The sequence below is a fragment of the Thermosipho globiformans genome, from assembly GCF_003990895.1.
GTDB lineage: Bacteria > Thermotogota > Thermotogae > Thermotogales > Fervidobacteriaceae > Thermosipho > Thermosipho japonicus.
Window position 1 is genome coordinate 139,045 of sequence record NZ_BHXD01000002.1, and the last position, 22,391, is coordinate 161,435.

General features: G+C 32.0%; 23 protein-coding genes. 19 read left to right on the top strand and 4 right to left on the bottom strand.

Annotated elements, in window-relative coordinates; genetic code table 11:
- Position 1 precedes the first annotated feature (1 nt).
- The 5 genes from EO083_RS02715 (at position 2) to EO083_RS02735 (ending at position 6,387) form a co-directional block, all read left to right on the top strand.
- Positions 2-4,099, top strand: coding sequence for a PolC-type DNA polymerase III (locus EO083_RS02715; RefSeq protein WP_126992662.1), 4,098 nt, complete (start codon positions 2-4; stop codon positions 4,097-4,099).
- Between the two features lie 163 nt (positions 4,100-4,262).
- Positions 4,263-4,535, top strand: coding sequence for a stage V sporulation protein S (locus EO083_RS02720; protein ID WP_004101650.1), 273 nt, complete (start codon positions 4,263-4,265; stop codon positions 4,533-4,535).
- Positions 4,536-4,542: 7 nt separating this feature from the next.
- On the top strand, positions 4,543-4,776 hold the full coding sequence (locus tag EO083_RS02725) for a hypothetical protein (protein WP_126992663.1): 234 nt from the start codon (positions 4,543-4,545) through the stop codon (positions 4,774-4,776).
- 32 nt (positions 4,777-4,808) lie between these two features.
- Positions 4,809-5,669, top strand: a complete 861-nt coding sequence (locus EO083_RS02730) for a DUF1385 domain-containing protein (protein WP_126992664.1) — start codon at positions 4,809-4,811, stop codon at positions 5,667-5,669.
- 25 nt (positions 5,670-5,694) lie between these two features.
- Positions 5,695-6,387, top strand: coding sequence for an ATP-binding cassette domain-containing protein (locus tag EO083_RS02735; RefSeq protein ID WP_241229938.1), 693 nt, complete (start codon positions 5,695-5,697; stop codon positions 6,385-6,387).
- Between the two features lie 46 nt (positions 6,388-6,433).
- Here EO083_RS02735 and EO083_RS09940 read toward each other — a convergent pair whose 3' ends face one another.
- Positions 6,434-7,048, bottom strand: coding sequence for a transposase (locus tag EO083_RS09940; protein ID WP_241229939.1), 615 nt, complete (start codon positions 7,046-7,048; stop codon positions 6,434-6,436).
- Between the two features lie 195 nt (positions 7,049-7,243).
- On the opposite strand from EO083_RS09940, the gene EO083_RS09870 reads away from it, so the two are divergent.
- From EO083_RS09870 to EO083_RS02760, 5 genes are all read left to right on the top strand, one after another.
- Positions 7,244-7,582, top strand: coding sequence for a hypothetical protein (locus EO083_RS09870; RefSeq protein ID WP_164723680.1), 339 nt, complete (start codon positions 7,244-7,246; stop codon positions 7,580-7,582).
- Complete coding sequence (locus EO083_RS02745) at positions 7,579-8,385, top strand: ABC transporter permease (protein WP_126992742.1); 807 nt, start codon at positions 7,579-7,581, stop codon at positions 8,383-8,385. Before EO083_RS09870 ends, EO083_RS02745 begins: the two co-directional genes overlap by 4 nt.
- Positions 8,386-8,388: 3 nt before the next feature.
- Positions 8,389-9,183, top strand: a complete 795-nt coding sequence (locus EO083_RS02750; RefSeq protein ID WP_126992665.1) for an ABC transporter permease — start codon at positions 8,389-8,391, stop codon at positions 9,181-9,183.
- A 120-nt stretch (positions 9,184-9,303) separates the two neighbouring features.
- Positions 9,304-9,765, top strand: coding sequence for an IS200/IS605 family transposase (gene tnpA, locus EO083_RS02755; RefSeq protein ID WP_126992666.1), 462 nt, complete (start codon positions 9,304-9,306; stop codon positions 9,763-9,765).
- The gene (locus EO083_RS02760; protein ID WP_126992667.1) at positions 9,704-10,912 is read left to right on the top strand and encodes an RNA-guided endonuclease TnpB family protein; all 1,209 of its coding nucleotides are present in this window, start codon (positions 9,704-9,706) and stop codon (positions 10,910-10,912) included. Before tnpA ends, EO083_RS02760 begins: the two co-directional genes overlap by 62 nt.
- Before the next feature lie 25 nt (positions 10,913-10,937).
- On the opposite strand, the gene EO083_RS02765 is transcribed toward EO083_RS02760, so the two are convergent.
- Genes EO083_RS02765 through EO083_RS02775 form a run of 3 tightly spaced genes read right to left on the bottom strand, consistent with a single transcriptional unit; the run spans position 10,938 to position 14,613 of the window.
- Complete coding sequence (locus tag EO083_RS02765) at positions 10,938-12,329, bottom strand: HD domain-containing phosphohydrolase (protein WP_126992668.1); 1,392 nt, start codon at positions 12,327-12,329, stop codon at positions 10,938-10,940.
- Positions 12,330-12,367: 38 nt separating this feature from the next.
- On the bottom strand, positions 12,368-13,522 hold the full coding sequence (lysA, locus tag EO083_RS02770) for a diaminopimelate decarboxylase (RefSeq protein WP_126992669.1): 1,155 nt from the start codon (positions 13,520-13,522) through the stop codon (positions 12,368-12,370).
- Entirely contained in the window at positions 13,519-14,613 is a 1,095-nt protein-coding gene (locus tag EO083_RS02775; RefSeq protein ID WP_126992670.1) for a M20 family metallopeptidase, read from the bottom strand. The genes lysA and EO083_RS02775 overlap by 4 nt, the downstream gene beginning before the upstream one ends.
- 94 nt (positions 14,614-14,707) lie before the next feature.
- Between EO083_RS02775 and pheS the strand changes: the two genes are divergently transcribed.
- Genes pheS through EO083_RS02820 form a run of 9 tightly spaced genes read left to right on the top strand, consistent with a single transcriptional unit; the run spans position 14,708 to position 22,367 of the window.
- Positions 14,708-15,685 (top strand): phenylalanine--tRNA ligase subunit alpha, encoded by a 978-nt coding sequence (gene pheS / locus EO083_RS02780; protein WP_126992671.1) that lies wholly within the window; start codon positions 14,708-14,710, stop codon positions 15,683-15,685.
- On the top strand, positions 15,685-16,605 hold the full coding sequence (truB, locus tag EO083_RS02785) for a tRNA pseudouridine(55) synthase TruB (protein ID WP_126992672.1): 921 nt from the start codon (positions 15,685-15,687) through the stop codon (positions 16,603-16,605). Before pheS ends, truB begins: the two co-directional genes overlap by 1 nt.
- Positions 16,602-17,669 carry a DUF933 domain-containing protein gene (locus EO083_RS02790; RefSeq protein ID WP_126992673.1) on the top strand — a complete coding sequence of 356 codons (1,068 nt, stop codon included), beginning with the start codon at positions 16,602-16,604 and terminating at the stop codon, positions 17,667-17,669. The genes truB and EO083_RS02790 overlap by 4 nt, the downstream gene beginning before the upstream one ends.
- Positions 17,670-17,679: 10 nt before the next feature.
- Positions 17,680-17,916, top strand: a complete 237-nt coding sequence (locus EO083_RS02795) for a DUF370 domain-containing protein (RefSeq protein ID WP_241229941.1) — start codon at positions 17,680-17,682, stop codon at positions 17,914-17,916.
- Entirely contained in the window at positions 17,907-19,100 is a 1,194-nt protein-coding gene (locus tag EO083_RS02800; protein WP_126992675.1) for a TIGR04013 family B12-binding domain/radical SAM domain-containing protein, read from the top strand. Before EO083_RS02795 ends, EO083_RS02800 begins: the two co-directional genes overlap by 10 nt.
- Entirely contained in the window at positions 19,075-19,869 is a 795-nt protein-coding gene (locus tag EO083_RS02805) for a carbon-nitrogen hydrolase family protein (RefSeq protein WP_126992676.1), read from the top strand. Before EO083_RS02800 ends, EO083_RS02805 begins: the two co-directional genes overlap by 26 nt.
- Positions 19,866-20,606 carry a ZIP family metal transporter gene (locus tag EO083_RS02810; RefSeq protein ID WP_126992677.1) on the top strand — a complete coding sequence of 247 codons (741 nt, stop codon included), beginning with the start codon at positions 19,866-19,868 and terminating at the stop codon, positions 20,604-20,606. Before EO083_RS02805 ends, EO083_RS02810 begins: the two co-directional genes overlap by 4 nt.
- Before the next feature lie 11 nt (positions 20,607-20,617).
- A complete protein-coding gene (locus tag EO083_RS02815; RefSeq protein ID WP_126992678.1) occupies positions 20,618-21,700 on the top strand; it encodes a Gfo/Idh/MocA family protein in 1,083 nt (360 codons plus the stop codon).
- On the top strand, positions 21,690-22,367 hold the full coding sequence (locus EO083_RS02820; protein ID WP_126992679.1) for a YjjG family noncanonical pyrimidine nucleotidase: 678 nt from the start codon (positions 21,690-21,692) through the stop codon (positions 22,365-22,367). The genes EO083_RS02815 and EO083_RS02820 overlap by 11 nt, the downstream gene beginning before the upstream one ends.
- Positions 22,368-22,391: the final 24 nt, after the last annotated feature.

Consider the following 22,391-nt stretch of genomic DNA (forward strand, 5'->3'; position numbering starts at 1 on the left):
AATGAAATATGTTTTTCCAAATTTAAATATCCCTATTACGAAACTTTCAGAATACTTTAATCTGGAACTTTCCGGTGAGATTGTAAAAATAGTATATGATACAAAATCTCAATCTCTTACTTTTTATTTAAATGAAGCGATTGGAGATTTAGAAATTTTAAGCGAGAAGTTGAAGATGTTTTTTGGAGTTGATGTGTTTTTAGAATATAGTTTGCCTGAGATGAATAAAGAGAAAATTTTGAACATGCTTAATGGTAATGCTCCTTATGTAAAAGATGTGGAATTTCTTGAAGATGAAATAGTTATTAAAGCTTTTGGTGAATTTGCAGCTAAAAAAATAGAAAGTAAATTAAAAAGAATTGAAAGTCTAACTAAAAAGAATGTTAGAGTAGAAATAATTGAAGAGGAAATAAGTTTTACTCCTCCAAAAGTAGAAAGTTCTTTGAAAACATTTGAAGGTGGAAAAATAAAATATTATTTTCCATCAACTATTTCAATGAATGCAAAAGGAGTTTTCTTAAGAGGAAAGGTGTTTAAAATTGAAAAATCTGAATATGGGTATCCGGTGTTAAGTATATATGTTACAGATAACAAAGATTCCATACTTGCAAAAGTATTTGAGAATGTAGATAAAATAGAGACCTTGGTTTCCGTAAATAATTGGTATTATTTTAAGGGGTCGATGAGTGTTGATAGAAATGGGGAGTTTTATTTTTCTGTTAAAGAAATTTACGAAGATCCAGAGCCAATTGAGAGAAAAGATTTATCACAAGAAAAGAGAGTGCCCTTGCATGTTCATTCAAAAATGAGTGATTTAGATGCAATTATAGACATAAAGGAATTTGTAAAAAGAGCAAAAGAATGGGGTTGGAAGGCAGTAGCTATAACGGATCATGGAAATGTGCAATCTATACCATATTTATATGAAGAAGCTAAATCCAACGAGATAAAACCCATATTTGGAACTGAAATGTACTTTCTTAATGAACCTGGAGATATTGTAAAGAATTTAGACAAAGATTATGTGATTAAGGATTGCATTTATACAGTCTTCGACCTTGAAACAACAGGTACAAACGCACGATTCGATGAGATAATTGAATTTGGTGCAGTAAAGTACAAAGATGGAAAAATTATTGGTACCTTTAAAAGTTTTGTAAAACCAAGCAAAGATATAAACGAATTTACCCAAAAACTTACTGGAATAACAAATGATATGTTAAAAGATGCACCAGGTATAGAAGAAGTTTTTCCAAAATTTTTGGAATTTATAGAAGGTACTGTTCTTGTTGCACATAATGCAGACTTTGACTATGGATTTATTAGGGAAGTTTACAGAAAAATATACGATAAAGATTTGATAATGCCTTATCTTGATACATTGAAACTTTCCAGGGTAGTTTTGAAAGGGAAGGTTAAGTCTTTTGGCCTTGGAAAACTTGTTGAATATTTCAAACTTGGACCATTTAAGCATCACAGAGCTTTTGAAGATGCAAGTGTAACTGCAGAACTTTTTGGTAAATTAGTTGAAATATTAGGTAAGATGGGAATAAATAGTTTAAATGATATAAATAAGCTAAAAGCAGGTACTTCTATTTCAAGTATAAGGACAAAGAGAGTATTTAATCACATAACTATCTTAGTTAAAGACAAGATAGGATTGAAAAATTTGTATAAATTAGTTTCAGACGCACATGTAAAATATTTTAAATATGTACCTTTTGTTCCAAAGAATGTTTTAAAAGAATATAAAGAAGGGTTGATATTTGGTACAGGCTGTGAGCAGGGAGAAATTTTTGAAGCATTAAAGGGTTCTGCAACCGATGAAGAGATAATTGAGCTTTTAAAAGAGTATGATTATGTTGAGATTTTTCCACTTAGTACTATTGTTTCAGTAAATAAAGAACAGGCAAGGGATATATTTAAAAGGCTTTATTTTCTTGCAAAAAGGTTAAAAATGCCCGTTGTAATGGTTGATAACGCTCATTATTTAGAGCCAGAAGATATAAAGGCAAGGCATGTTTTACTTTCGCCGAAAGAAAAAAGCAATCCACACGATGAAGATCTACGTGATAAAGATGCACAGCTTTATCTGAGAACTACCGATGAATTACTAAAAGAGGCAATGGAAATATTTGAGGACGAAAAAATTGCTAGAGAAATAGTTATTGAAAATCCAAATAAAATTGCAGATATGATTGAAGATATTGCACCGGTAAAGAAAAAGCTCCATCCACCAATAATTGATGGTGCAGAAGAGAATGTTAGAAATTTATCTCTAAAGAGAGCCAAAGAGCTTTATGGTGATCCACTCCCAGAGGTTATTGAAAAAAGGCTTGAAAAAGAACTTAAAAGTATAATTGATAACGGTTATGCGGTTTTGTATGAAATTGCACATCTTATAGTAAAAAAGGCAAACGAAGATGGTTATGTTGTTGGTTCTAGAGGTTCTGTTGGTTCTTCATTTGTTGCATACCTTATGGGTATAACGGAAGTTAATCCACTTCCGCCGCACTATATTTGTCCAAACTGTAAATACCTTGAATTTTCAAAGGAAGTTGGTTCAGGCTATGATTTGCCTGATAAATTGTGCCCAAAATGTGGAACAAAATTAAATAAAACAGGTCAAGATATTCCTTTTGAAGTTTTTATGGGCTTTAAAGGGGATAAGGTCCCGGATATAGATTTAAACTTTTCAGGTGAGTATCAAGAAAGGGCCCACAACTATATTGTTGAGTTATTTGGAAAAGATAATGTTCTTAGGGCTGGAACAATCAGTACAATTGCCGAGAGAAGTGCAATTGGTTATGTGAGAAGTTATATGGAGTTAAAAGATGAAACTTTAAATACAGCGGAACAAGTAAGACTGGCAGAAAAGGTTGCAGGGGTAAAAAGAACAACAGGCCAGCATCCTGGAGGTCTAATGATCGTTCCAAAGGATATGACCGTATATGATTTTACTCCAATACAGTATCCAGCAAACAAGAAGGATTCTGAAATGTGTACAACTCACTTTGCATATGAATCAATACATGATGATTTGGTAAAACTTGATGCACTCGGGCACGATGATCCTACAATGATTAAACTTTTATATGAGTATACTGGAGTAGATCCCACCACAGTTCCTATGGATGATAAGGAAACGTTGGAAATTTTTTCGTCTTTAAAACCTTTAAAAGTAAGAGCATCTGATTTAGGAACGGATATTGGTACTATTGGAATTCCTGAATTTGGTACCGATTTTGTCCAGGAAATGCTTAAAGAGACAAGACCAAAGTCATTTGCAGAGCTTGTTAGAATTTCAGGGCTTTCACACGGTACCGATGTTTGGCTTAATAATGCACAAGATATAATTAGGTCCGGAAAAGCAACACTTTCAGAAGTTATTTCTTGTCGTGATGACATAATGATTTACCTTATAAAAGCAGGGGTTGAAGAATCAACGGCCTTTAAGATAATGGAGAAAGTTAGAAAAGGAAAAGGCATTACAAAAGAAGAAGAGGATTTGATGAGAGAGCATAATGTACCAGAATGGTTTATAGAATCTTGTAAAAAGATAAAATATCTTTTCCCTAAGGCTCATGCTGTTGCATATGTTAGTATGGCATTTAGGATTGCTTATTTTAAAGTTCATTTTCCACTTGCATATTATGCAGCGTTCTTCTCCATTAAGGGAGATGAATTTTCCATTGAAACAATTTTAAAAGGTCCAAATGCTATAAAAAAGAGATTAACTGAACTTAGTGTAAAAATGAAAAAAGATGTAAAGGAAAAGAATGAGGAAAAAGTACTTGAGGCAGCTTTAGAAATGTATTTAAGAGGTTTTTCATTTTTACCACCTGATATATTACAGAGTGATTACAGAAGATTTTTAATTGAAGATAATAAACTAAGGATTCCTTTAAACAGAATTCCAGGTGTTGGAGATAGTGTTGCATATTCAATTGTTCAAGCAAGAAAAGAAAAGGAATTTACTTCAATAGAGGATTTGAAAAAAAGGACAAAATTAAGTAAAGCACATATAACTACTATGAAAAAATTGAAGATATTAAATAACTTACCTGAAACAGATCAATCATCGTTGTTTGATTTCTAAAGAAAAACGAAGAAAAATCAATATTTTACGGTAAAAAATAAAGTTGTAATATGATCAGAATATAAATTTTTATAAAATTTTGAATTTTTGTAATTTTATGTTAAAATATAATCGTATTAGTAACAGTTCTATTAATATCTGTTCAAGGAGGAGTGGTATAGCTATGGAAACACTTAAGGTTAGCTCAAAATCTAATCCTAACAAGGTAGCGGGTGCTATTGTTGGATCTCTAAACAAGAATGAAAAGCTTGAGATCCAAGCTATAGGTGCTGGAGCTGTTAATCAAGCTTCAAAAGCTCTGGCAGTAGCAAGAAGGTTTTTATCAGAAGAAGGTAAAGATTTATATGCCGTTCCAGGATTTATTGAAGTAGAGATCGATGGTGAAACAAGAACAGGAATTTCTTTTAAAGTATATTTAACAAAGAAGGCGGAATAATTATTGGATGAATGATTTAGAGTATATTGCTCAAAGCTGTAGGGATGATGAAAGACTCTTGAATATTGTCAAAGATGTTGCAAACATGAGCGGCGAGGAACGAGAAGACTTTGTTAAAAAGGTTCGCCAATACTTTTTAGGTAAAAATTCAGAAGAAGATAATAACGCGTATAAGTTTTTTAAAATTATTTTGGAAGATGAAAATGCAAGAAAAATACTTGAGATTCTCGGGGAGAAATAACCCCGATTTTTTTGTTTACAGGAGGTTATTGTATGAAAGTTGGAGGTCAAGCAATCATTGAAGGTGTTTTGATGATGGGTAAAAAGATTGTAATTGCTGTAAGAAATGAAAAAGGAGAAATTGTAAAAGAAGAACTTGGAAAGATAAAGAATAAAAAAGTTTTGAAAATACCATTTGTAAGGGGACTTTTTAGTCTTTTTTATTCTATGTATTTTGGTCTAAAAGGTCTTGATAGGTCTGCAGAGATTGCAACAGGAGAAGAAATGAAAAAATCTGAAACATTTTTTTCAATTTTTATAGCAATAGTAGTTGGTATTGGATTGTTTGTAATACTGCCGGTGTTTTTAACAGGTCTTTTGGGGGTAAAAGATGATGAATTTTTATTTTCTTTGGTGGATGGGTTTATAAGACTCGGACTGTTTTTGTTGTATGTTTGGATAATTTCATTTATGAAAGATGTAAAAAGGGTATTTCAATATCACGGTTCAGAGCATAAAACCATTCATGCGTATGAAAACGGAGAAGAATTAACCGTTGAAAATGTTAAAAAATATTCAACCATTCATCCAAGATGTGGAACAAATTTTGTGATGATCTTTTTAATAGTTGCTATAATTCTTTTTAGTATTTTCGGGATTTATCGTCCACTTTCTTGGGTTGAAAGAATAGTAATTAGAATAGTTTTAATACCTGTTGTAGCATCTGTTTCATATGAACTTTTAAAGTTATTTGATAAATTTCCATTTTTAAGATTTTTGTCATTTCCAGGATTACTGCTTCAGAAACTTACTACAGCTGAACCTGATGAAAAGCAAATAGAGGTTGCTATAGAATCATTAAAATTTGCCCTTGAAGGAGAAGAACCGGATGAAGATGTAGAGTACGTTGGATAGTTTTTAATAAGTGGGGGGGTAATCTTTGGTAAAGGTTGAATCTTTGACAAGAACATATAAAATTGCAGACAATAAAGAGGGAAATTTTTTTGTAAGGTTATTCAACCCTCGATTTAAAACTATCACAGCTTTGGAAAACGTTAGTTTTTCAATTTCTAAAGGTGAAAAGGTTGCAGTTTTGGGTTTAAATGGTAGTGGAAAATCAACGCTTTTTAAGATATTAACTGGGATCATACCGCCTTCTTCGGGGGTTTGTAAATGTATGGGGTATGATCCTTTTTCGGATAGAAAAAGGTATGTAAAAAACATTGGTGTTCTTTTTGGTCAAAAATCTCTTCTTATTCCAGAACTTACCGTTTATGATAGCCTAAAATTATATAAAGCTGTATATCAATTAAATGAAAAGCAACTTGACGAGCGTTTAAAAGTTTTTGATGAATATTTTGGAATAGAAAAGTTATTAAACAGGATAGTTAGAACACTTTCTCTTGGTGAGAGAATGAAGGCAGAAATACTTATGGCATCAATTCATGATCCTTCCATCTTTTTCTTTGATGAGCCTACCATAGGGCTTGACGTAAGTGCAAAGAGTGCTTTTAAGGAGTTCCTGTTAAATTACCCATTTGGATCTGAAAAGACGGTATTTATAATAACACATGAATTTTATGTGATAAAAGACACCCTGGCCAATGTAAAAATTATTTTTCAATCAATCTAATCAGCTTAGGATGAGCAGAGAGTGTGTCTATTAGCATTATTAACTGCTATCCTAGTAACATATATGTAATCTGTGCCTTTAGCGTCCTTTCATTCATTCCTCTCATCTTTATCCTCTGCTTCAGTCTTTCTATATACCATTCTATTTCCCATCTTTTGCTATATATCAACCTATTTATTTCTCTTTCCATAAATTCTTCCCCTTTTCTTCCCCTAGGTCTTACATATAACTTCATCTTTTCTTTCATTTTTTCAATAAACTCCCATTGCCAGTACCCTCTATCTGCCAACAATATCGAGCCTTCTATATCTTCTAACATAACTTCTGCATGTTCTACTTCTTTATTATTTCCTATTTCAAAATCTAATAACACTTTTTCCTTTGCTTCATATAATAGATGAAGTCTCTTTTTCTTTCCTCTAATTTCACTACTGTCAATAACTAGCAGTGTACTAAAAAGTCTTTTTAGTTTCTTACTCACTTTCTTTTTTGATAATCTTTTCAATCTATAGTGTATTGTTTGCCTAGAAGGTAGATTATTTATTTTTATTCTTCCATCTAAAAGATAAGCATATAGTTTTCTCATAGATTGAATATTAGTTAAATACATAAGAGATAAAATTAAAACAAAGATATGATCAGGATACTTTCTTAGATACATTCTTTTAGATTTGTCAAAGACAAGATTAGATATTTTGTTGAGTAATTTTTGTGGTAAAATAATATTGAAGTGAATATTTTTCAGGGGCTACACCTCCTTGATAAAGATTATTTTTGGTACAAAAATAATTTTAGCAGGTGTAGCCCTTTTTTTATATTCTAATTTAACCTATTTTTTACTTTGGCCAGGGTCTATGTGATAAAAGATTTTTGCACCAGAATTTTACTACTAGATAATGGAAAATTAAAATTAGATATTGAAACAAAACATTTAAAAAATAAATTTGGATACAAGAACCTTGTTATTGATTTTGAAGGAAAACCAACTAAAACTATAGTTGAAAATATCAGATTGTTTGGATATCCCATAGAGATTGAAAAAAATAGTATTAAAATAAAAGTTCCGTATGAGAATAAAGAGGAAATAGAAGAGATAAAAAGAAAGATTTTAATGTATTCAAATGTCGTGTCTTTCAGAATTGAGGAAATGAGTTATGAAGAAATTATAAATTGGCTTGTGGGGGAATTCTGTTGAAAAGTCTTAAAAGAAATTTTGAGTTATTTAAAATTGGTGTGGAGCTGAGTTTGAGAAGGCTTTTATATTTTAGAATTTCAACTTTATTTAATGTACTAGGCAATGCCCTTTTTCTTATAGTAAACATACTATTTTGGAAGATTATTTATACAAATATAGAGGTTTTTAATGGTTGGACATTAGAACAAATGTACCTGTTTACAGCATTTTCAGAGTTTTTTCATATCTTTACTATGATATTTTTTCCTGTTGCAGGAAAATTATGGAAATTTATATATACAGGAAAACTAGATACATACCTTACAAAACCGTTAGAACCGTATGTGCTAATAAATATACTTTATATACGACTGGAAAATATTTTTAATGCTATTCCTTCAATTATATGGATAATTATCATTATTAATTTTTACAAAATTAAATTAGACGTTATATCGTTTTTTATAGCTCTACTTTTTAATTTTGTTGCTGTTTTTATTTATTCCTTGATTCAAATGTCTACAAGTACAGTTTCTTTTTGGTTTGGGAAAATCTCAGCTATTGATGAGCTTTCCGATTCTCTTGCTATGCTAGTAAATTACCCTCATACAATATTTCCATTCTTTATTCGTGTTTTTATGATTACCCTTTTACCTTTTGGATATGCTTCAACTGTTCCCGCTTTTGTTACCTTGAAAATGAATTATATTGGAACTTTTTGGGCGCTTTTATTAGGGGCTGTTTTTTCTATTATGATGTGGATAGCTATTTTCAAAATTTTATGGAAACTAGGAATGAAAAGATATGAAAGCTATGGAGGATAAAAGATGAGAATTCTAAATATAATGAAAGAAGCATATATTTTGAATTTGAAAAGAGCTTTTAGTAATAGGATAGAGCTGTTTACAAAGCTTTTTGGTTATCCTGCAAGATTATTTATGATCTACTTTCTATGGATATCTATTTTAGAAAACAAGGCATTTTCTGGGGTAGAAAAATCGTATGTTCTTGGTTATTACACAGTTTCACTTTTTTTAATTCAAATGTATCCTTTTATAAGAAAATCACGTGAAATAAGGGAAAAGATTTTTTCTGGAGAGATAGTTAATTACCTTTCAAGAAATATTCCATTTGGAATTGTTAATCTAATGGAATATGCGTCAACAGTTACGGTGTACTTTCTTTTTGCTGCTCCAATTGCATACATACTTTTGGGGTTGGTAACTAGAGTTTTTCCAGATTTTCTAACACTGATTTTGTTTTTAATACTTGCGTTTTTGGGCAGTATATTAAGATTTTTAATTTGGTATGTTATAGGATTGATTTCTTTTTACACGCATGAAAACATTGGGATTATAACATTCTATTTGACACTTGAAAATATACTTTCTGGAGCACTTTTGCCATTAAATCTTTTTCCACAACAGTTTCAAACAATTTTTGAACTACTTCCTTTTAGATTAATGTTGTATACGCCTGTAAATTTTCTCTTTGCTAGGACGACTTTTTTAGATTTTTTTAGCGTACTTTTTCTACAACTATTCTGGTTAATTGTTGTTTTTGGTATATCTGAATTTGTATGGAGAAATGGACTTAAAAGATTTACAGCGTTTGGAATTTAAATTTATCGAATAAAGCGCAAAGAAGACTCCACCTTCTATAAGGTGGAGATGAATTTGCGATTTTTGCTGATAATATGAATATAATATTTAGTGTTAATACACGATATGGAGGCGAAATAATTGATTCTTGAATCTAATAATCATTCAGTATTTAAATTAAACTATCATCTTGTGCTCGTGACAAAATATAGACGCCCGGTAATTAACGATCGTATATCGAATCGTCTTAAAGAGATTTTTGAATATATTGGTGATAAGTATCGTATTAAACTCAAGGAATTTAATCATGATAAAGATCATATTCATGTTTTATTCTCTGCGCAACCAAATTCGCAGCTATCTAAGTTCATAAATGCATATAAAAGCGCTTCGTCTAGACTTGTTAAGAAAGAGTTTCCGCAAATCAAAGATAAACTTTGGAAATCCGCTTTTTGGTCTAAGAGCTATTGCCTTTTGACAGTAGGTGGAGCGCCTTTAGAAGTACTGAAAGAATATATCAAATCTCAAGGACGTGATAAAAATGTTAATAACCTACAAATTTCGTATTTACCCTACGAGAGAACAAGAAGAAAAACTTTCTAAACATTTTGGTCACACCAGATTTGTGTATAATTTCTTTTTGAATTACGCCTCTACCATTTACAAAGTGATGGGACGTTCTACATATTACAACGAATGGGCATCTGTTTTGACAAAACTCAAAAGGATGGACAAATATTCATGGCTAAAGGAAGTAAATTCTCAAATGCTTCAACAATCACTAAAAGACTTAGAACGCGCATTCAAAAATTTCTTCAAAAAACAAGCCGGCTATCCAAGGTTCAAGAAAAAGAAATTCTCTCAACAAACTTTTCGTGTTCCACAACATATTCAGTTGTATATTAAAGAAGATAATCCAAAATACGGCCTTATATTTGTACCAAAGTTTAAAGAAGGCATAAAAGTTCGGTTGCACAGAAAGATTACGAAAGATGGAAAAATCAAACAGGCAACGTTCATCAAAACGGCGATGAACAAATACTATGTTGCAATAGTCTTTGAAGTCAAAGACGTTAAAGTACAAAATACTTCTACCAATATTCTAGGTATAGACCTTGGGATTAAGGACACAATCACATTAAGTGATGGTAGAAAATACAGCATGCCAGATCTTTTTGAATACGAGAAACGACTCAAGAGACTTCATAAGCGATTATCAAGAAAACAAAAAGGTTCAAAGAATAGGGATAAGGCACGTTTGCGTCTTGCAAAATTGTACGAAAAAATAGCAAAAATAAAAAGTGACTGGCTTCATAAGATTACACACAGTCTTACCAGCAAAAACCAAGTTGGTAAGATTGTGGTAGAAGCTCTTAATATCAAAGGTATGGTTCAAAATCACAAACTCGCAAAGCACATCCACATGCAATCGTGGGGTAAATTCAAAGAACTTCTCGAATACAAAGCAAAACGCTGTGGGATTGAAATAATAAAAGCAGACAGATACTATCCATCAAGTCAGATGTGTAGTGAATGCGGATACATAAATAAAGAAGTAAAAAACTTAAGTATTAGAGAATGGACGTGCCCTGAATGTGGAGCACACCATGATAGAGATGTAAATGCTGCTAAGAATCTAGCTAAGTATGGCTTAATACTATCAGTAGGGCGGGAACCGTCCGAATTTACGCCCGTGGACCGTGCACTGGCAGCGGAACCCAAATGGGGTCTACGAGTCATCACGGGTTGAAGCGGGAAGCCATGACTTCTATAAGTCATGGTAGTTCACATATTTCAAGTATTTCATCAAGGCTTTCAAAGAATATATCAACAAGATTTGGATCGAATTTTCTTCCTCTTTCTTTTTTAATTATTTCTAATGCTTTATTTAATGGAAGTGCTTTTCTGTATACTCTATCACTCACAAGTGCATCGAATACATCCGCAATTGCTGTTATCCTTGCTGATATATCAATTTGCTCTTTTTCAAGGCCATATGGGTACCCGCTACCATCCCAATTCTCATGGTGTTTAAGGCAAACAACAGCTGCAAGTTTTAAAATTTTAGAAGTTGAATTTTCAAGTATATTGTATCCTATAATAGGATGTTCTTTAATTATTGCATATTCTTCATCATTTAATTTATCTGGTTTGTTTAAAATTGAGTCTGGTATTGCAATTTTTCCAAGATCGTGTATTGATGCAGCTATTTCTATTTCATCTATCTGTGAATAGTTAATTTTGCTAGCAAGTATCTTTGCAATTTTTCCAACCCTTGCTACATGTTCTCCTGTTTCTCCAGATCTTGCCTCAATTGCTGAAAGTAGTTTTGCTAAAAGTTCTTTTTGAGTTTGTGAATAAAGATTTGAATAATAGTTTGAACTATACGAATTTGTTATTTCTTCAAGAAAAAGACTTACAAGGTTCCTATTAATTTCGTTTAGTTTTATCTCGGAAATAATATAAACTTTAATTGATAAATCTTTTGTTAGTTCTTTTTCAAAATATATAGTGTTTTCGGGGAAAAATGTAAAATTAACTCTTGAAAGTGGCTCATTTAGGTATTCTTCAAACTTTGGAGTTGCTGCATATACGATACCGTTTAAAGTTACAAAACCTTCAATGCTTGTCTTTGAAGAAAATTTTAATAGATTAATAGCTTCATACAACATGAATTTTAAAAATTTTAATATGTTGTCAAATTTTTCTTTATCCCTTGAAAGTTCAATTATTTTTTGCAGCGATTTTATTGTATTTTCAAGAGTTACAATTTCAATGTATGATTTGAGGGCTCTTAAAAATGTATGCTTTAACATAAATTCATCCATGTGTTGTTTGTCCATAAAAAGGCTTATATCAAAATCAGAAATGTCATGTTTTCTTTCTACAAATTCTTTGTAGGAGGTTGCAAGGATAATTCTAGGCTTTCTTAACTTTAGATGATTTCTAATCAGGTCAACTAATACAAGGCCTGAGTTATCATTTTCCATAAAAACATCTATAAAGAATACAGAAATATCATCTTTAAATTTTTCGATTAACTTGCTTGCCTGATTTTCTGAAAAGGCATGTATGGTTTCTATTTCATATTCACATTCTTTTGATAGAACTTCATCAATGTATTTATGTACAAATTCATCATCGTCTATTATCATTATTTTATGCATAAACAGCGCCCCCATATTTTTTGTACAATTCAATTTTACTATAAAATTATATTTTTAAACAAATCATCAAACGTTTCTCGTTTTCTAATAAGCTTTATTTTACCGTCTTTTGTAATTAAAACTTCTGCAGGTCTTATTGTTCCGTTATAGTTGTTTGACATTGAAAAACCGTATGCACCTGCGTTTTTGATAACTAATAGATCCCCAATTTCAGGTTTTTTAATTTTTCTTTCCTTTGCAAGAAAATCTCCAGATTCACATAGAGGGCCAACTACATCAGCGAGAATTTCGTCTTTACTGTTATTTAATACCTCTATTTCGTGATATGCATTGTAAAGTGCTGGTCTAAGTAGATGATTCATTCCGCTTTCGGTTACAACAAAGAATTTTTCATCTGTTTTTTTGACCAATGTTACCTTTGTTAAAAGAAATCCTGCTGGTGCTATTATAAACCTTCCAAGTTCATTTATGACTAATTTAAAATTTTTCAAAAGTGGTATTATTTCTTCTTTGTATTCTTGAGTATTTAGTTCATTTTCATCTTTATATTTTATTCCCCATCCTCCACCAATATTTATCTTTTCTATATTGTATTTTTGACAAAGCTTTAAAGTTTTTTCAATAGCCTCTTTAAAAGTTTTTACATCTGTTATTTGGGAGCCAATGTGTATATGGAGGCCACTAATTTTTTGAGATTTTAAAATTTCTTCAGCCACTTTAAAATCAACACCAAATTTGTGTTTTTTTAGTCCAGTTGATATGTATGGATGTGTTTTTGCATCTATATCGGGATTTACCCTTAAAAACAGTTCAAATTCATCTTCGTTTTTCCATAAATTTTCAAATTCTTCTTTGCTGTCAACATTTACATATTTTACTTTATATTCTTTCATTAAATCTTTTTGCTCTTTTGTTTTACCATTTCCATTCCAGACAATTTTATCTCCTTCTATTGAAGCAATTTTACAAGCAAGAAGTTCTCCTTCACCTAATATATCTACTCCAAATCCATGATTTTTTAGAATTTTTAAAATCGCAGGATTGTTGTTTGCCTTTGCTGCAAATGTAGGGAAAAAATTAATTTCTTCAAAGACATTTTTTACTTTATTTATTCTCTCTTCTAAAATTTTTTCAAAATATATGTAAACGGGTGTTCCAAATTCACTAGCAACTTTTTGGAATATCTCTTTCATACTTCCAGCTCCTTTAAAAAATTGAAAACAACATCTGCATAATATGGTATAACTTCGTCGTTAGGTAAAAATTTTGGATTGTGAAGTCCATATTTTTTACCTTTTGAAACTCCTGCCCAGAACATTAATGAAGGATATTCTTGGGAGAAATAACCAAAATCTTCACCTGTATATTTCATTCCACAATCAATAAATTGTATGTCGTTTTTTTGTGCAAATTCTCTAAATAGTTCATACAATTTATCATTCACAATTACAGGTGGGTATATTGAACCTTTTGATATTGAAAATTCTCCACCATCTTTTTGAACAACACTTTTTGCTACTTCTTGTATTTTAGTTATTATATCTTCAGTGATTTTTAAAGATTCTGATCTGATACTTCCCATTAATGTGGTTTGAGGAGAGACAATGTTTCTTGCATTTCCTCCTTCTATTTTTCCAAATCTTGCAATTGCTTTGTCAAAAGTTAGATTGTAAAATTCGGTCAAAAATTTACTAGCAAGATATATTGAGTCAATCCCAGATTTATAGAAAGCAACGTGAGAGGCTTTTCCAGAAAATGTTAAGTCAATTTCGGTAGCACTTGCAAATAAAACACCTTTAGTTGTTGCAATAGTTTTAAAATCATATTCATCGGTGACGTGTAGTGCCAGAGCAAGTTTTATGTCAAGTTCTTCAATTTCATCTAAAACGTACCTTGCACCGGCTCCTGTTTCCTCACCTGGTTGGAATATGAAGACAAAATTTTTTTCTATATTTGAAGAAAGTATTTTTTTAATTAGTTCATATGCGATTGACATATGCACGTCATGGCCGCATGCATGCATATTAGAATTTTTAGAAGCAAATTCCCAATCTGTTTCTTCTTCAATTGGAAGTCCATCAATGTCTGATCTATAGAGTATAAAAGGTTCGCCTTTTTTTGGTTCATACAATGCAATAACACCTGTACCAGCTATTTTGTAAATTTTTAGCCTTTCGTCTTTAAGATCCTTTAGGGCTGAAAGTAATATTTTTTGAGTTTCAAATTCTCTAAAAGATGTTTCTGGGTTTTGGTGTAAAATGTGTCTAAGCTCGATTGAATCCATTTACTTCACCTCCTATTTGTTTAAATGATAGCATATATATGTTATAATTAATATTGAATTTCGTTTCATACAGGTTAAATTTGGAGGTGTTTTGATGGACGAGATCAAACAACTTGTTGATACTGCCAAAAAAGAAATAGATAATGCAGAAGATCTTCAACAATTAAATCAGATAAGGGTTAAATATCTTGGAAAAAAAGGGTTAATAACCTCTCAGATGAAAAAGTTAAAGGATCTTCCGCAACAAGAAAGACCAAAATTTGGAGCAATCGTTAATAAAGCAAAATCGGAAGTGGAAGATTATTTAAATAATAGAATGAATGAGTTATATAGAATAGAAAAACAAAAAAAATATGAAAAACTAAGAGTTGATGTTACACTTTCAGGAGCAAGAAAAGATAAAGGGCATTTGCATATTCTTACAAAAATACAAAAAGAGTTGGAAGATATATTCATTTCAATGGGATTTGAGGTGGTAGAAGGTCCCGAAGTGGAAGATACGTGGCACAATTTTGATGCGTTAAATACACCAGAATGGCATCCTGCAAGAGATGTTCAGGATTCATTTTATTTCACAGATAAAATCTTACTTAGAACGCATACTTCGCCAGTTCAGGTAAGAACAATGCTTGAGCGAAAACCACCACTTGCTATTATTTCACCAGGTAGAGTTTTTAGGAGAGATTATGATTCCACACACCTTCCAATGTTTACACAAATGGAAGGCTTGTATGTAGATAAAAATGTTACGGTAAAGCATTTAAAATATACATTGGAGGAGATGGCAAGAAAAGTTTTTGGTGATAGCGCAAAGGTTAGATTAAAACCGAGCTTTTTCCCATTTACAGAGCCGAGCTATGAAGTTGATATTCTATTTAATGGAAAGTGGCTTGAAATTTTAGGGGCAGGTATGGTTGATCCAAACGTCTTCAAAAACGTAGGATATGATCCGAATGAATGGTCTGGTTTTGCATTTGGCCTTGGTCTTGAAAGAATTGCGATGGTTAAGTACGGAATAAGAGATATTAGAGATTTTATTAAAAATGATGTGAGGTTTTTGGAGAATTACTGATGGTAGGATTTTTGAATGCATTTAAACCAAAAGGTGTCACATCTCATGACGTTATTGATGAACTAAGAAAGAAGCTTAAAATAAAGAAAATAGGCCATGCAGGAACACTTGATCCGTTTGCAGAAGGTGTTCTAGTTATTGGTATTTCCGGTGCAACAAGACTTTTGGAGTATTTAAAGAATGAAAAAAAGAGATACTATGTAAAAGCTATCTTAGGATTAATTACAGAAACTTTTGATATTACTGGACAAGTAAAGGAAGAAAGAGTATGTCAAAAAAGCTATGATGAAATAAAAGATGCAATTTTATCTTTTAAGGGAAGATACAAGCAGGTTCCACCGGCATATTCAGCCAAAAAATATAATGGTGAAAGGTTATACAAACTTGCAAGAGAAGGAAAGATTATTTCACTTCCACCTGTTGAAGTTGAAATATATGAGATAGGAAATATAAAGATAAATCCTCCAGAATTTTCTTTTGAGGTGGTAGTTTCACCGGGAACATATATTAGAAGTTTGTGTATGGATATAGGTTACAAGCTTGGTTGTGGAGCAACAGCTGTTGAACTTGTAAGAAAAAGTGTAGGAAAGTTTTCTATTGAAGATTCGATTAATCCATTTGAATTGTCTTCTGAGCAAATTGTAAATAGGATTTTAAGAGTAGAGGAAGTTTTGGATTTACCAAAGGTTGAGGTTTATAAAGATTACGTTGAAAAGATATTTAACGGTGTACAACCAACTATGGATTTTGTAAAAGAGATAAGGGATGATTTTAGAAAAGATCAAGATGTTATGCTCCTTTGTGATGGTAGATTAGTTGCAATTGCTGTTTCGCAGAGAACATCAAGTTTTCTAAAAAAGAATGAGGTAAGAGGAAGTGTGTTTAAGTTAAAAAAAGTTTTTAGGGAGGGACTGATTTGAAAATAGGAATAATTGGTCTTCCACAAGTTGGAAAGACGACCATATTTTCACTTTTGACTGGAATAGAGGTTGATCCATATTCACCTATACATCAAAAAGGTGTTGCAAAGGTTTATGATAAAAGAGTTGATATTTTGTCAAAGATGTACAACCCCAAAAAAACAACTTATGCAACCCTTGAATTTTACGATACGCCATCTCTTGATCCTTCAGATAAAAAGAGTAGAACACAGGTATTTAATATGGTCCAAAATGCCGATGCACTTTTATTAGTTTTGAGGGCTTTTAAAAATGATAGTGTTCCATATCCAGAAAATGGTGAAACAGCATTTAAACAATTGAAATTGGCTTTGGATGAGTTTATATTTAGAGATCTTGAAATTATTACAAATAGAATTGAAAGACTTGAAAATGCAAAAAGAAAACTTGATAATCGCGAAGAAAATGAGTTAAAGCTTTTAAAAGAACTGGCAAAGGTTCTTGAAAACGAAGAGTTTCTTTCAAAATATGAATTAACCGATGATCAAAAAAAATTGATCTCCAGCTATTCTCTTGTAACTTTAAGACCAATTATAATAGCACTTAATCTAGATGAGGAGCAATTTTCTTCAAATAGTTATGAAACAAAAGAAGAAGTATTAGAGCTTGTTAAAGAGTACAATTTTGCATATATTGAACTATGTGGATTAATGGAGAAGGAAATACAGGAACTTGATGAAGAAGAAAGAGCAGAGTTTTTAAAGGATCTTGGAATTGAGCAAACGGGAATAGAAAGACTTTCAAAGGTTGTATATGACCAACTTGGTCTTATTTCATTCTTTACAGTTGGGCCTGATGAAGTTAGGGCATGGACTTTAAAGAAAGGAAGTACTGCTGTAGAAGCAGCGGGAGCAATACATTCTGACCTTGCAAGAGGATTTATTAAAGCTGAAGTTATTAAATACAAAGATTTAATAGAGCTTGGTAGTGAAAAAGAGGTTAAGGAAAAAGGATTGATGAAATTAGTTGGAAAAGAGCATATAATTGAAGATGGTGATATAATTACAATAAGATTTAATGTTTAGGGGTGAAAGTGTGGAACAGATTGTAAAAATCTCGAATAATCTTTATATTCCAAGAAACCGTATAATTGCAGTTTTACCAATTTCTTCTGCTGTTGCCAGAAAAATGAGGGGAATGCATAAGGTTGGGGGAAATATCGTCAATATGACCTTTGGTGAGGAATCCAAGACTATTATTATCATGGATAGCGGTCATATTTTTGTTACTGCAAAAACATTGGAAGAGGTTGATGAAGCCCTGTGGAGATAAAGAGATTATTATTTAGATACAGCCAAAATAATAGATATAGTATAACAGCGCTTGTTGCGTCTATTTATTCTTACAGAAAGGATTTAGAACTTGTTGATATTAGAAGCTTTGAAGAAATTTTTTCATATAAAAAAGAGGGGACAGTAGTCCTCTATTCTTTTATGAGTTTTGATCTTGAATCGGTAGTAGTTGAGTTAAAAGAATTAAAGAAATCAGGGTATGTTGTGGTTGCTGGAGGCCCTCATGCAACTGCAATGCCACAGCAATTATTGAATTTTGGGTTTGATTATGTATTTGTTGGTGACGGGGAAGAAAATATACGTAAGTTTATAGATGGTGATTTTCCGGAAAATAGGATATATGATGGAATAACAAATAGGGTAGATCTTTCTGATTATCCTCCGTTTTGTCCTGAAAAAAGTTTGTATATGCCTATAGAAATAACGAGGGGATGTCCATTTTCTTGTGGATATTGTCAGACTCCAAGACTTGCTGGAAAATTAGTAAGGCATAGACCTATCGAGCAAATAGTTGAATACTCAAAGATAGGCGTGAAAAATAATAGGAAAATTGCAAGATTTATTTCCCCAAACTCATTTGGATACGGTAGTAAAAATGGTGTAATTCCAAATCCTGAAGCAGTTGATACCCTGCTTTATAACTTGAAAAAGGTTGGAGTTGAAGAAATATATTTTGGGACGTTTCCTTCAGATGTAAGACCCGAGAGTGTCAATGAAGAAATACTTATGGTGATAAAAAAATATGTTAATAATAAATACATAGTAATTGGGGCGCAAAGTGGAAGTGAAAGAGTATTGGAAATGATAAAAAGAGGGCATAATTTAGAGGAAATTGAAAGAGCACTATCATTATTAAAAGAATATGACTTTATTCCTCGAGTGGATTTTATCTTTGGTTTTCCGTTTGAAACTGAAGAGGATATTGAAAAAACTTTTGAATTTATCAAAAAAATTGTAAATAAATACAAGGCCAAGGTGCATGCGCATACCTTTATGCCACTTCCAGGTACTCCACTTGCAAATATTGGACCAGGTGTTCTTACAAAGAAACATTACAAGTTCTTGGGGTTATTAACTTCACAAGGGTATCTTGATGGTTATTGGTTGAGGCAAGAGGAGCTAGCAAGGAGGGTTGCAGATGTTAATAGCAGCAGCCCAATTTAGTCCAAAACCAGGTAATTTTGAATACAATTTAAAAAAGCATATAGAGTTTATTGAAAAGGCCGGAGAGCTAGGTGCAAGTTTAATTTTATTCCCCGAACTTTCAATTTCTGGCTATACTTACGATAAAAATATACTTGAAGATTCGATAAGCTTTTTCAATGAGGTACAATCTGAGCTTTTAAGGCTTTCAAGAAAATACAACTTGGCTATAGTAGGTGGTGTTCCAAGAAAGGTACTTTCTGAAGTTAGAAATTCTGTGTTTGTTATAAAGAAGAAAAAAGAGATTTTATTTTATGATAAAACACATTTATTTAGAGGGGAAAAAGATGTCTTTTCACCTGGTGAGAGGTTTTTAGTGTTTAAATTCAAAGGAGTTAGATTTGGTATTTTGATATGCTATGAGATAGGATTTCCTGAAATCTCAAGAATTTTAGCACTTAACGGGGCACAAGTGTTACTTGCACCATTTGCATTTTCAAAGGAAAGAAAGAATATTTATGAAATTGCAACTAGAGCAAGGGCTCTTGAAAATGGAGCGTTTCTTGTAACATCATCAACAAGTGGGAAAGGATTAATGGACTTTATTGGAAACTCAAGGATAGTTGGGCCAGATGGTAATGTTATAACTCAAGCAAAAAGAAAAGAAGAGCTTATTTATGCAGATATTGATGTTTCAAAATTAGATTTTTTTAGATACAAAGAAGAAGGAATATCGCATGCATATTTTTTAAATAGGAAGAAAGAGCTATATAGGGATGTGATAAGATGAATTTGTTTTTAAAAGGAGTATTACTAAGTTCTGCTGCTGGGATGGCTACATCTTTAGGGGCAATTCCATTTTTGCTATTTAGAAAAGGAGCAAGTGAAAAGTTTATTGATGCCCTTTTAGGTATGGCTGCAGGTATTATGCTTGCTGCAAGTGCTTTTAGTTTGGTTGCGCCTTCTATTGAAATGGGCGGGCTTTTAAGATTTGGGATTGGTTTTTTTCTTGGGGCAATACTCGTTGATTTGATGGATAAATACTCACCACATGAACACTTTTTAAAGGGGCATGAAGGAGCTGAACTTAAAAGATTAAGTAAAATATGGCTTTTTGTTATTGCAATTACAATTCACAATTTACCTGAAGGTATGGCGGTTGGTGTGAGTGCATTCTCAGATCAAGCGTTAAATATAGCATTTGCAATTGGAGCGCAAAATATACCAGAAGGAGCTGCTGTTGCTGCAGCGCTTTTAAATGCCGGGTATTCTATAAAAACATCATTTTGGGTGGCATTTTTGACTGGTGTTGTTGAAATAATTGGAGGTATTTTAGGTTCTGGAATAGTGTCTATTTCAAAAGCGCTTCTTCCATATATGATGGCTTTTGCTGGTGGTGCTATGATATTTGTAATAAGTGATGAGGTAATTCCAGAGACACACCTTAGAGGAAATGAAAGATTGTCAACGTACTTTTTAATAATAGGTTTCTTTATAATGTCTGCACTTGATGTTGTTTTAGGATAGGAGGAAGATATATGTTAAAGCTAGCATTGATAGGATGTGGAAGGATAGCGACAAAAAAACATACAGAGGCATTGATACAAAACAAAGAATTATTTGATGTGGTTGCAGTATGTGACATAGTAAAAGAAAAAGCATCAGATTGCGCTAATATTTTTGAAGAAAGGATAGGAAAAAGACCAGAAGTTGAAACAGATTTTAAAAAGCTTCTAAAGAGAGAAGATATAGATGCGGTTGCTATTGCGACAGATAGTGGAAGCCATTATGAGATAGCGATGGAAGCATTAAGTAACGGGAAACATGTGCTTGTTGAAAAACCAATGGCGCTATCTACAAAGCATGCAGATGAAATGATAAAACTTTCAAAAGAGAAGAAGTTGAAACTTGAGGTATGTTTTCAAAATAGATTTAATCCACCGATACAAGAGTTAAGGAAAAAGATAGAAGGAAAAGATTTTGGGAAAGTTCATTATGGAGTTGCGACAATAAGGTGGAATAGGAATGAAGGCTATTACAAGCAGGCAAGTTGGAGAGGGACATGGGAAAAAGACGGTGGAGCATTGATGAACCAATGTACACATAACATAGACTTGCTCCAGTGGATGCTAGGGGGAGAAATAGAAGAAGTATATGGGGTAATAAAGAACTTTAGTCACCCATATATAGAAGCAGAAGACTTTGGAGGAGCGATAATAAAGTTTAAAGATGGAAAAATAGGGATGATAGAAGGGACAACAACGATATATCCAAAGAACTTGCATGAAAAGCTAGCAATATTTGGAGAAAAAGGGACAGTGGTAATAGGAGGTTTGGCGGTAAATAGGATAGAAGAATGGAGATTTGAAGGAGAAGAAGGACATCCATTTATGTCCTTGCCAGATCCAGATACAGTATATGGAAGTGGGCATGTACCCTTGTATAGAGATTTTTATGAATCAATAGTGAAAGATAGAAAGCCATACATAAGTGGAGAAGATGGTAAAAAAGCGGTAGAGATAGTGCTTGCGATCTACAAATCAGCACTTGAAGGAAAACCGGTTAAATTTCCTTTTGAATTTTCTACATATGAGATAAAGGAGAAAAAATATGAAATATGAAATGATATATTTTGACCTTGATAATACAATATTAGATTTTGACAAATCTGAAGAGTATGCGCTAAAAAGTGTGTTTGAACATCTTAATATTGGTTATGATGAAAGTTACATAGAAGTTTATAGGCCTATAAATGAAAAATGGTGGAAGCTTTTTTCAGAGGGAAAGTATAGAAAAGAAGTGATTGTTGTAGAAAGATTTAGAGAATTTTTTGAAAAAATTGGAGTATTTAATTTGAATTTTAATGAAGTTGCACAGGTATATTTAAAAGGACTTTCCAGTGTTGCTTTCTTTATAGAAGGTGCTGAAGAGTTCTTAGAAAAATTGAAGGAGAAAGGATTTAGAATGGCTGCTATTACAAATGGTGTAGAATCTGTTCAGCAAAAAAGAGCAAAAATTGCAAGACTAGATAGATTTTTTGAATTTGTACTTACCTCAGAAAAGGTTGGAAAACCAAAACCAGAACCTGATATATTTTTCTATGCAGAAAAATTATCAAATGTTCCGCTTTCAAGATCTATTTATATTGGAGACAATATAGAAACTGACTATGAAGGTGCAAAAAGAGCAAAGCTTGATTTTGTTCTGTTTGATCCCAAAAATAAATTTGATGGTAATATAAAAAGAGTTTCAAGTTACAAAGAATTGTATAAAATATTAGCTGATTAAAAAAAGGACATTATGTTAAAACAA

Bases quoted from the DNA above. Each gene is read 5' to 3' on its own strand.
- EO083_RS02715 (WP_126992662.1), top strand. From the start codon at position 2: ATGAAATATGTTTTTCCAAATTTAAATATCCCTATTACGAAACTTTCA.
- EO083_RS02720 (WP_004101650.1), top strand. From the start codon at position 4,263: ATGGAAACACTTAAGGTTAGCTCAAAATCTAATCCTAACAAGGTAGCG.
- EO083_RS02725 (WP_126992663.1), top strand. From the start codon at position 4,543: ATGAATGATTTAGAGTATATTGCTCAAAGCTGTAGGGATGATGAAAGA.
- EO083_RS02730 (WP_126992664.1), top strand. From the start codon at position 4,809: ATGAAAGTTGGAGGTCAAGCAATCATTGAAGGTGTTTTGATGATGGGT.
- EO083_RS09940 (WP_241229939.1), bottom strand. From the start codon at position 7,048: ATGTATCTAAGAAAGTATCCTGATCATATCTTTGTTTTAATTTTATCT.
- EO083_RS02750 (WP_126992665.1), top strand. From the start codon at position 8,389: ATGAGAATTCTAAATATAATGAAAGAAGCATATATTTTGAATTTGAAA.
- EO083_RS02760 (WP_126992667.1), top strand. From the start codon at position 9,704: ATGTTAATAACCTACAAATTTCGTATTTACCCTACGAGAGAACAAGAA.
- EO083_RS02765 (WP_126992668.1), bottom strand. From the start codon at position 12,329: ATGCATAAAATAATGATAATAGACGATGATGAATTTGTACATAAATAC.
- lysA (WP_126992669.1), bottom strand. From the start codon at position 13,522: ATGAAAGAGATATTCCAAAAAGTTGCTAGTGAATTTGGAACACCCGTT.
- EO083_RS02775 (WP_126992670.1), bottom strand. From the start codon at position 14,613: ATGGATTCAATCGAGCTTAGACACATTTTACACCAAAACCCAGAAACA.
- pheS (WP_126992671.1), top strand. From the start codon at position 14,708: ATGGACGAGATCAAACAACTTGTTGATACTGCCAAAAAAGAAATAGAT.
- truB (WP_126992672.1), top strand. From the start codon at position 15,685: ATGGTAGGATTTTTGAATGCATTTAAACCAAAAGGTGTCACATCTCAT.
- EO083_RS02805 (WP_126992676.1), top strand. From the start codon at position 19,075: ATGTTAATAGCAGCAGCCCAATTTAGTCCAAAACCAGGTAATTTTGAA.
- EO083_RS02810 (WP_126992677.1), top strand. From the start codon at position 19,866: ATGAATTTGTTTTTAAAAGGAGTATTACTAAGTTCTGCTGCTGGGATG.
- EO083_RS02815 (WP_126992678.1), top strand. From the start codon at position 20,618: ATGTTAAAGCTAGCATTGATAGGATGTGGAAGGATAGCGACAAAAAAA.
- EO083_RS02820 (WP_126992679.1), top strand. From the start codon at position 21,690: ATGAAATATGAAATGATATATTTTGACCTTGATAATACAATATTAGAT.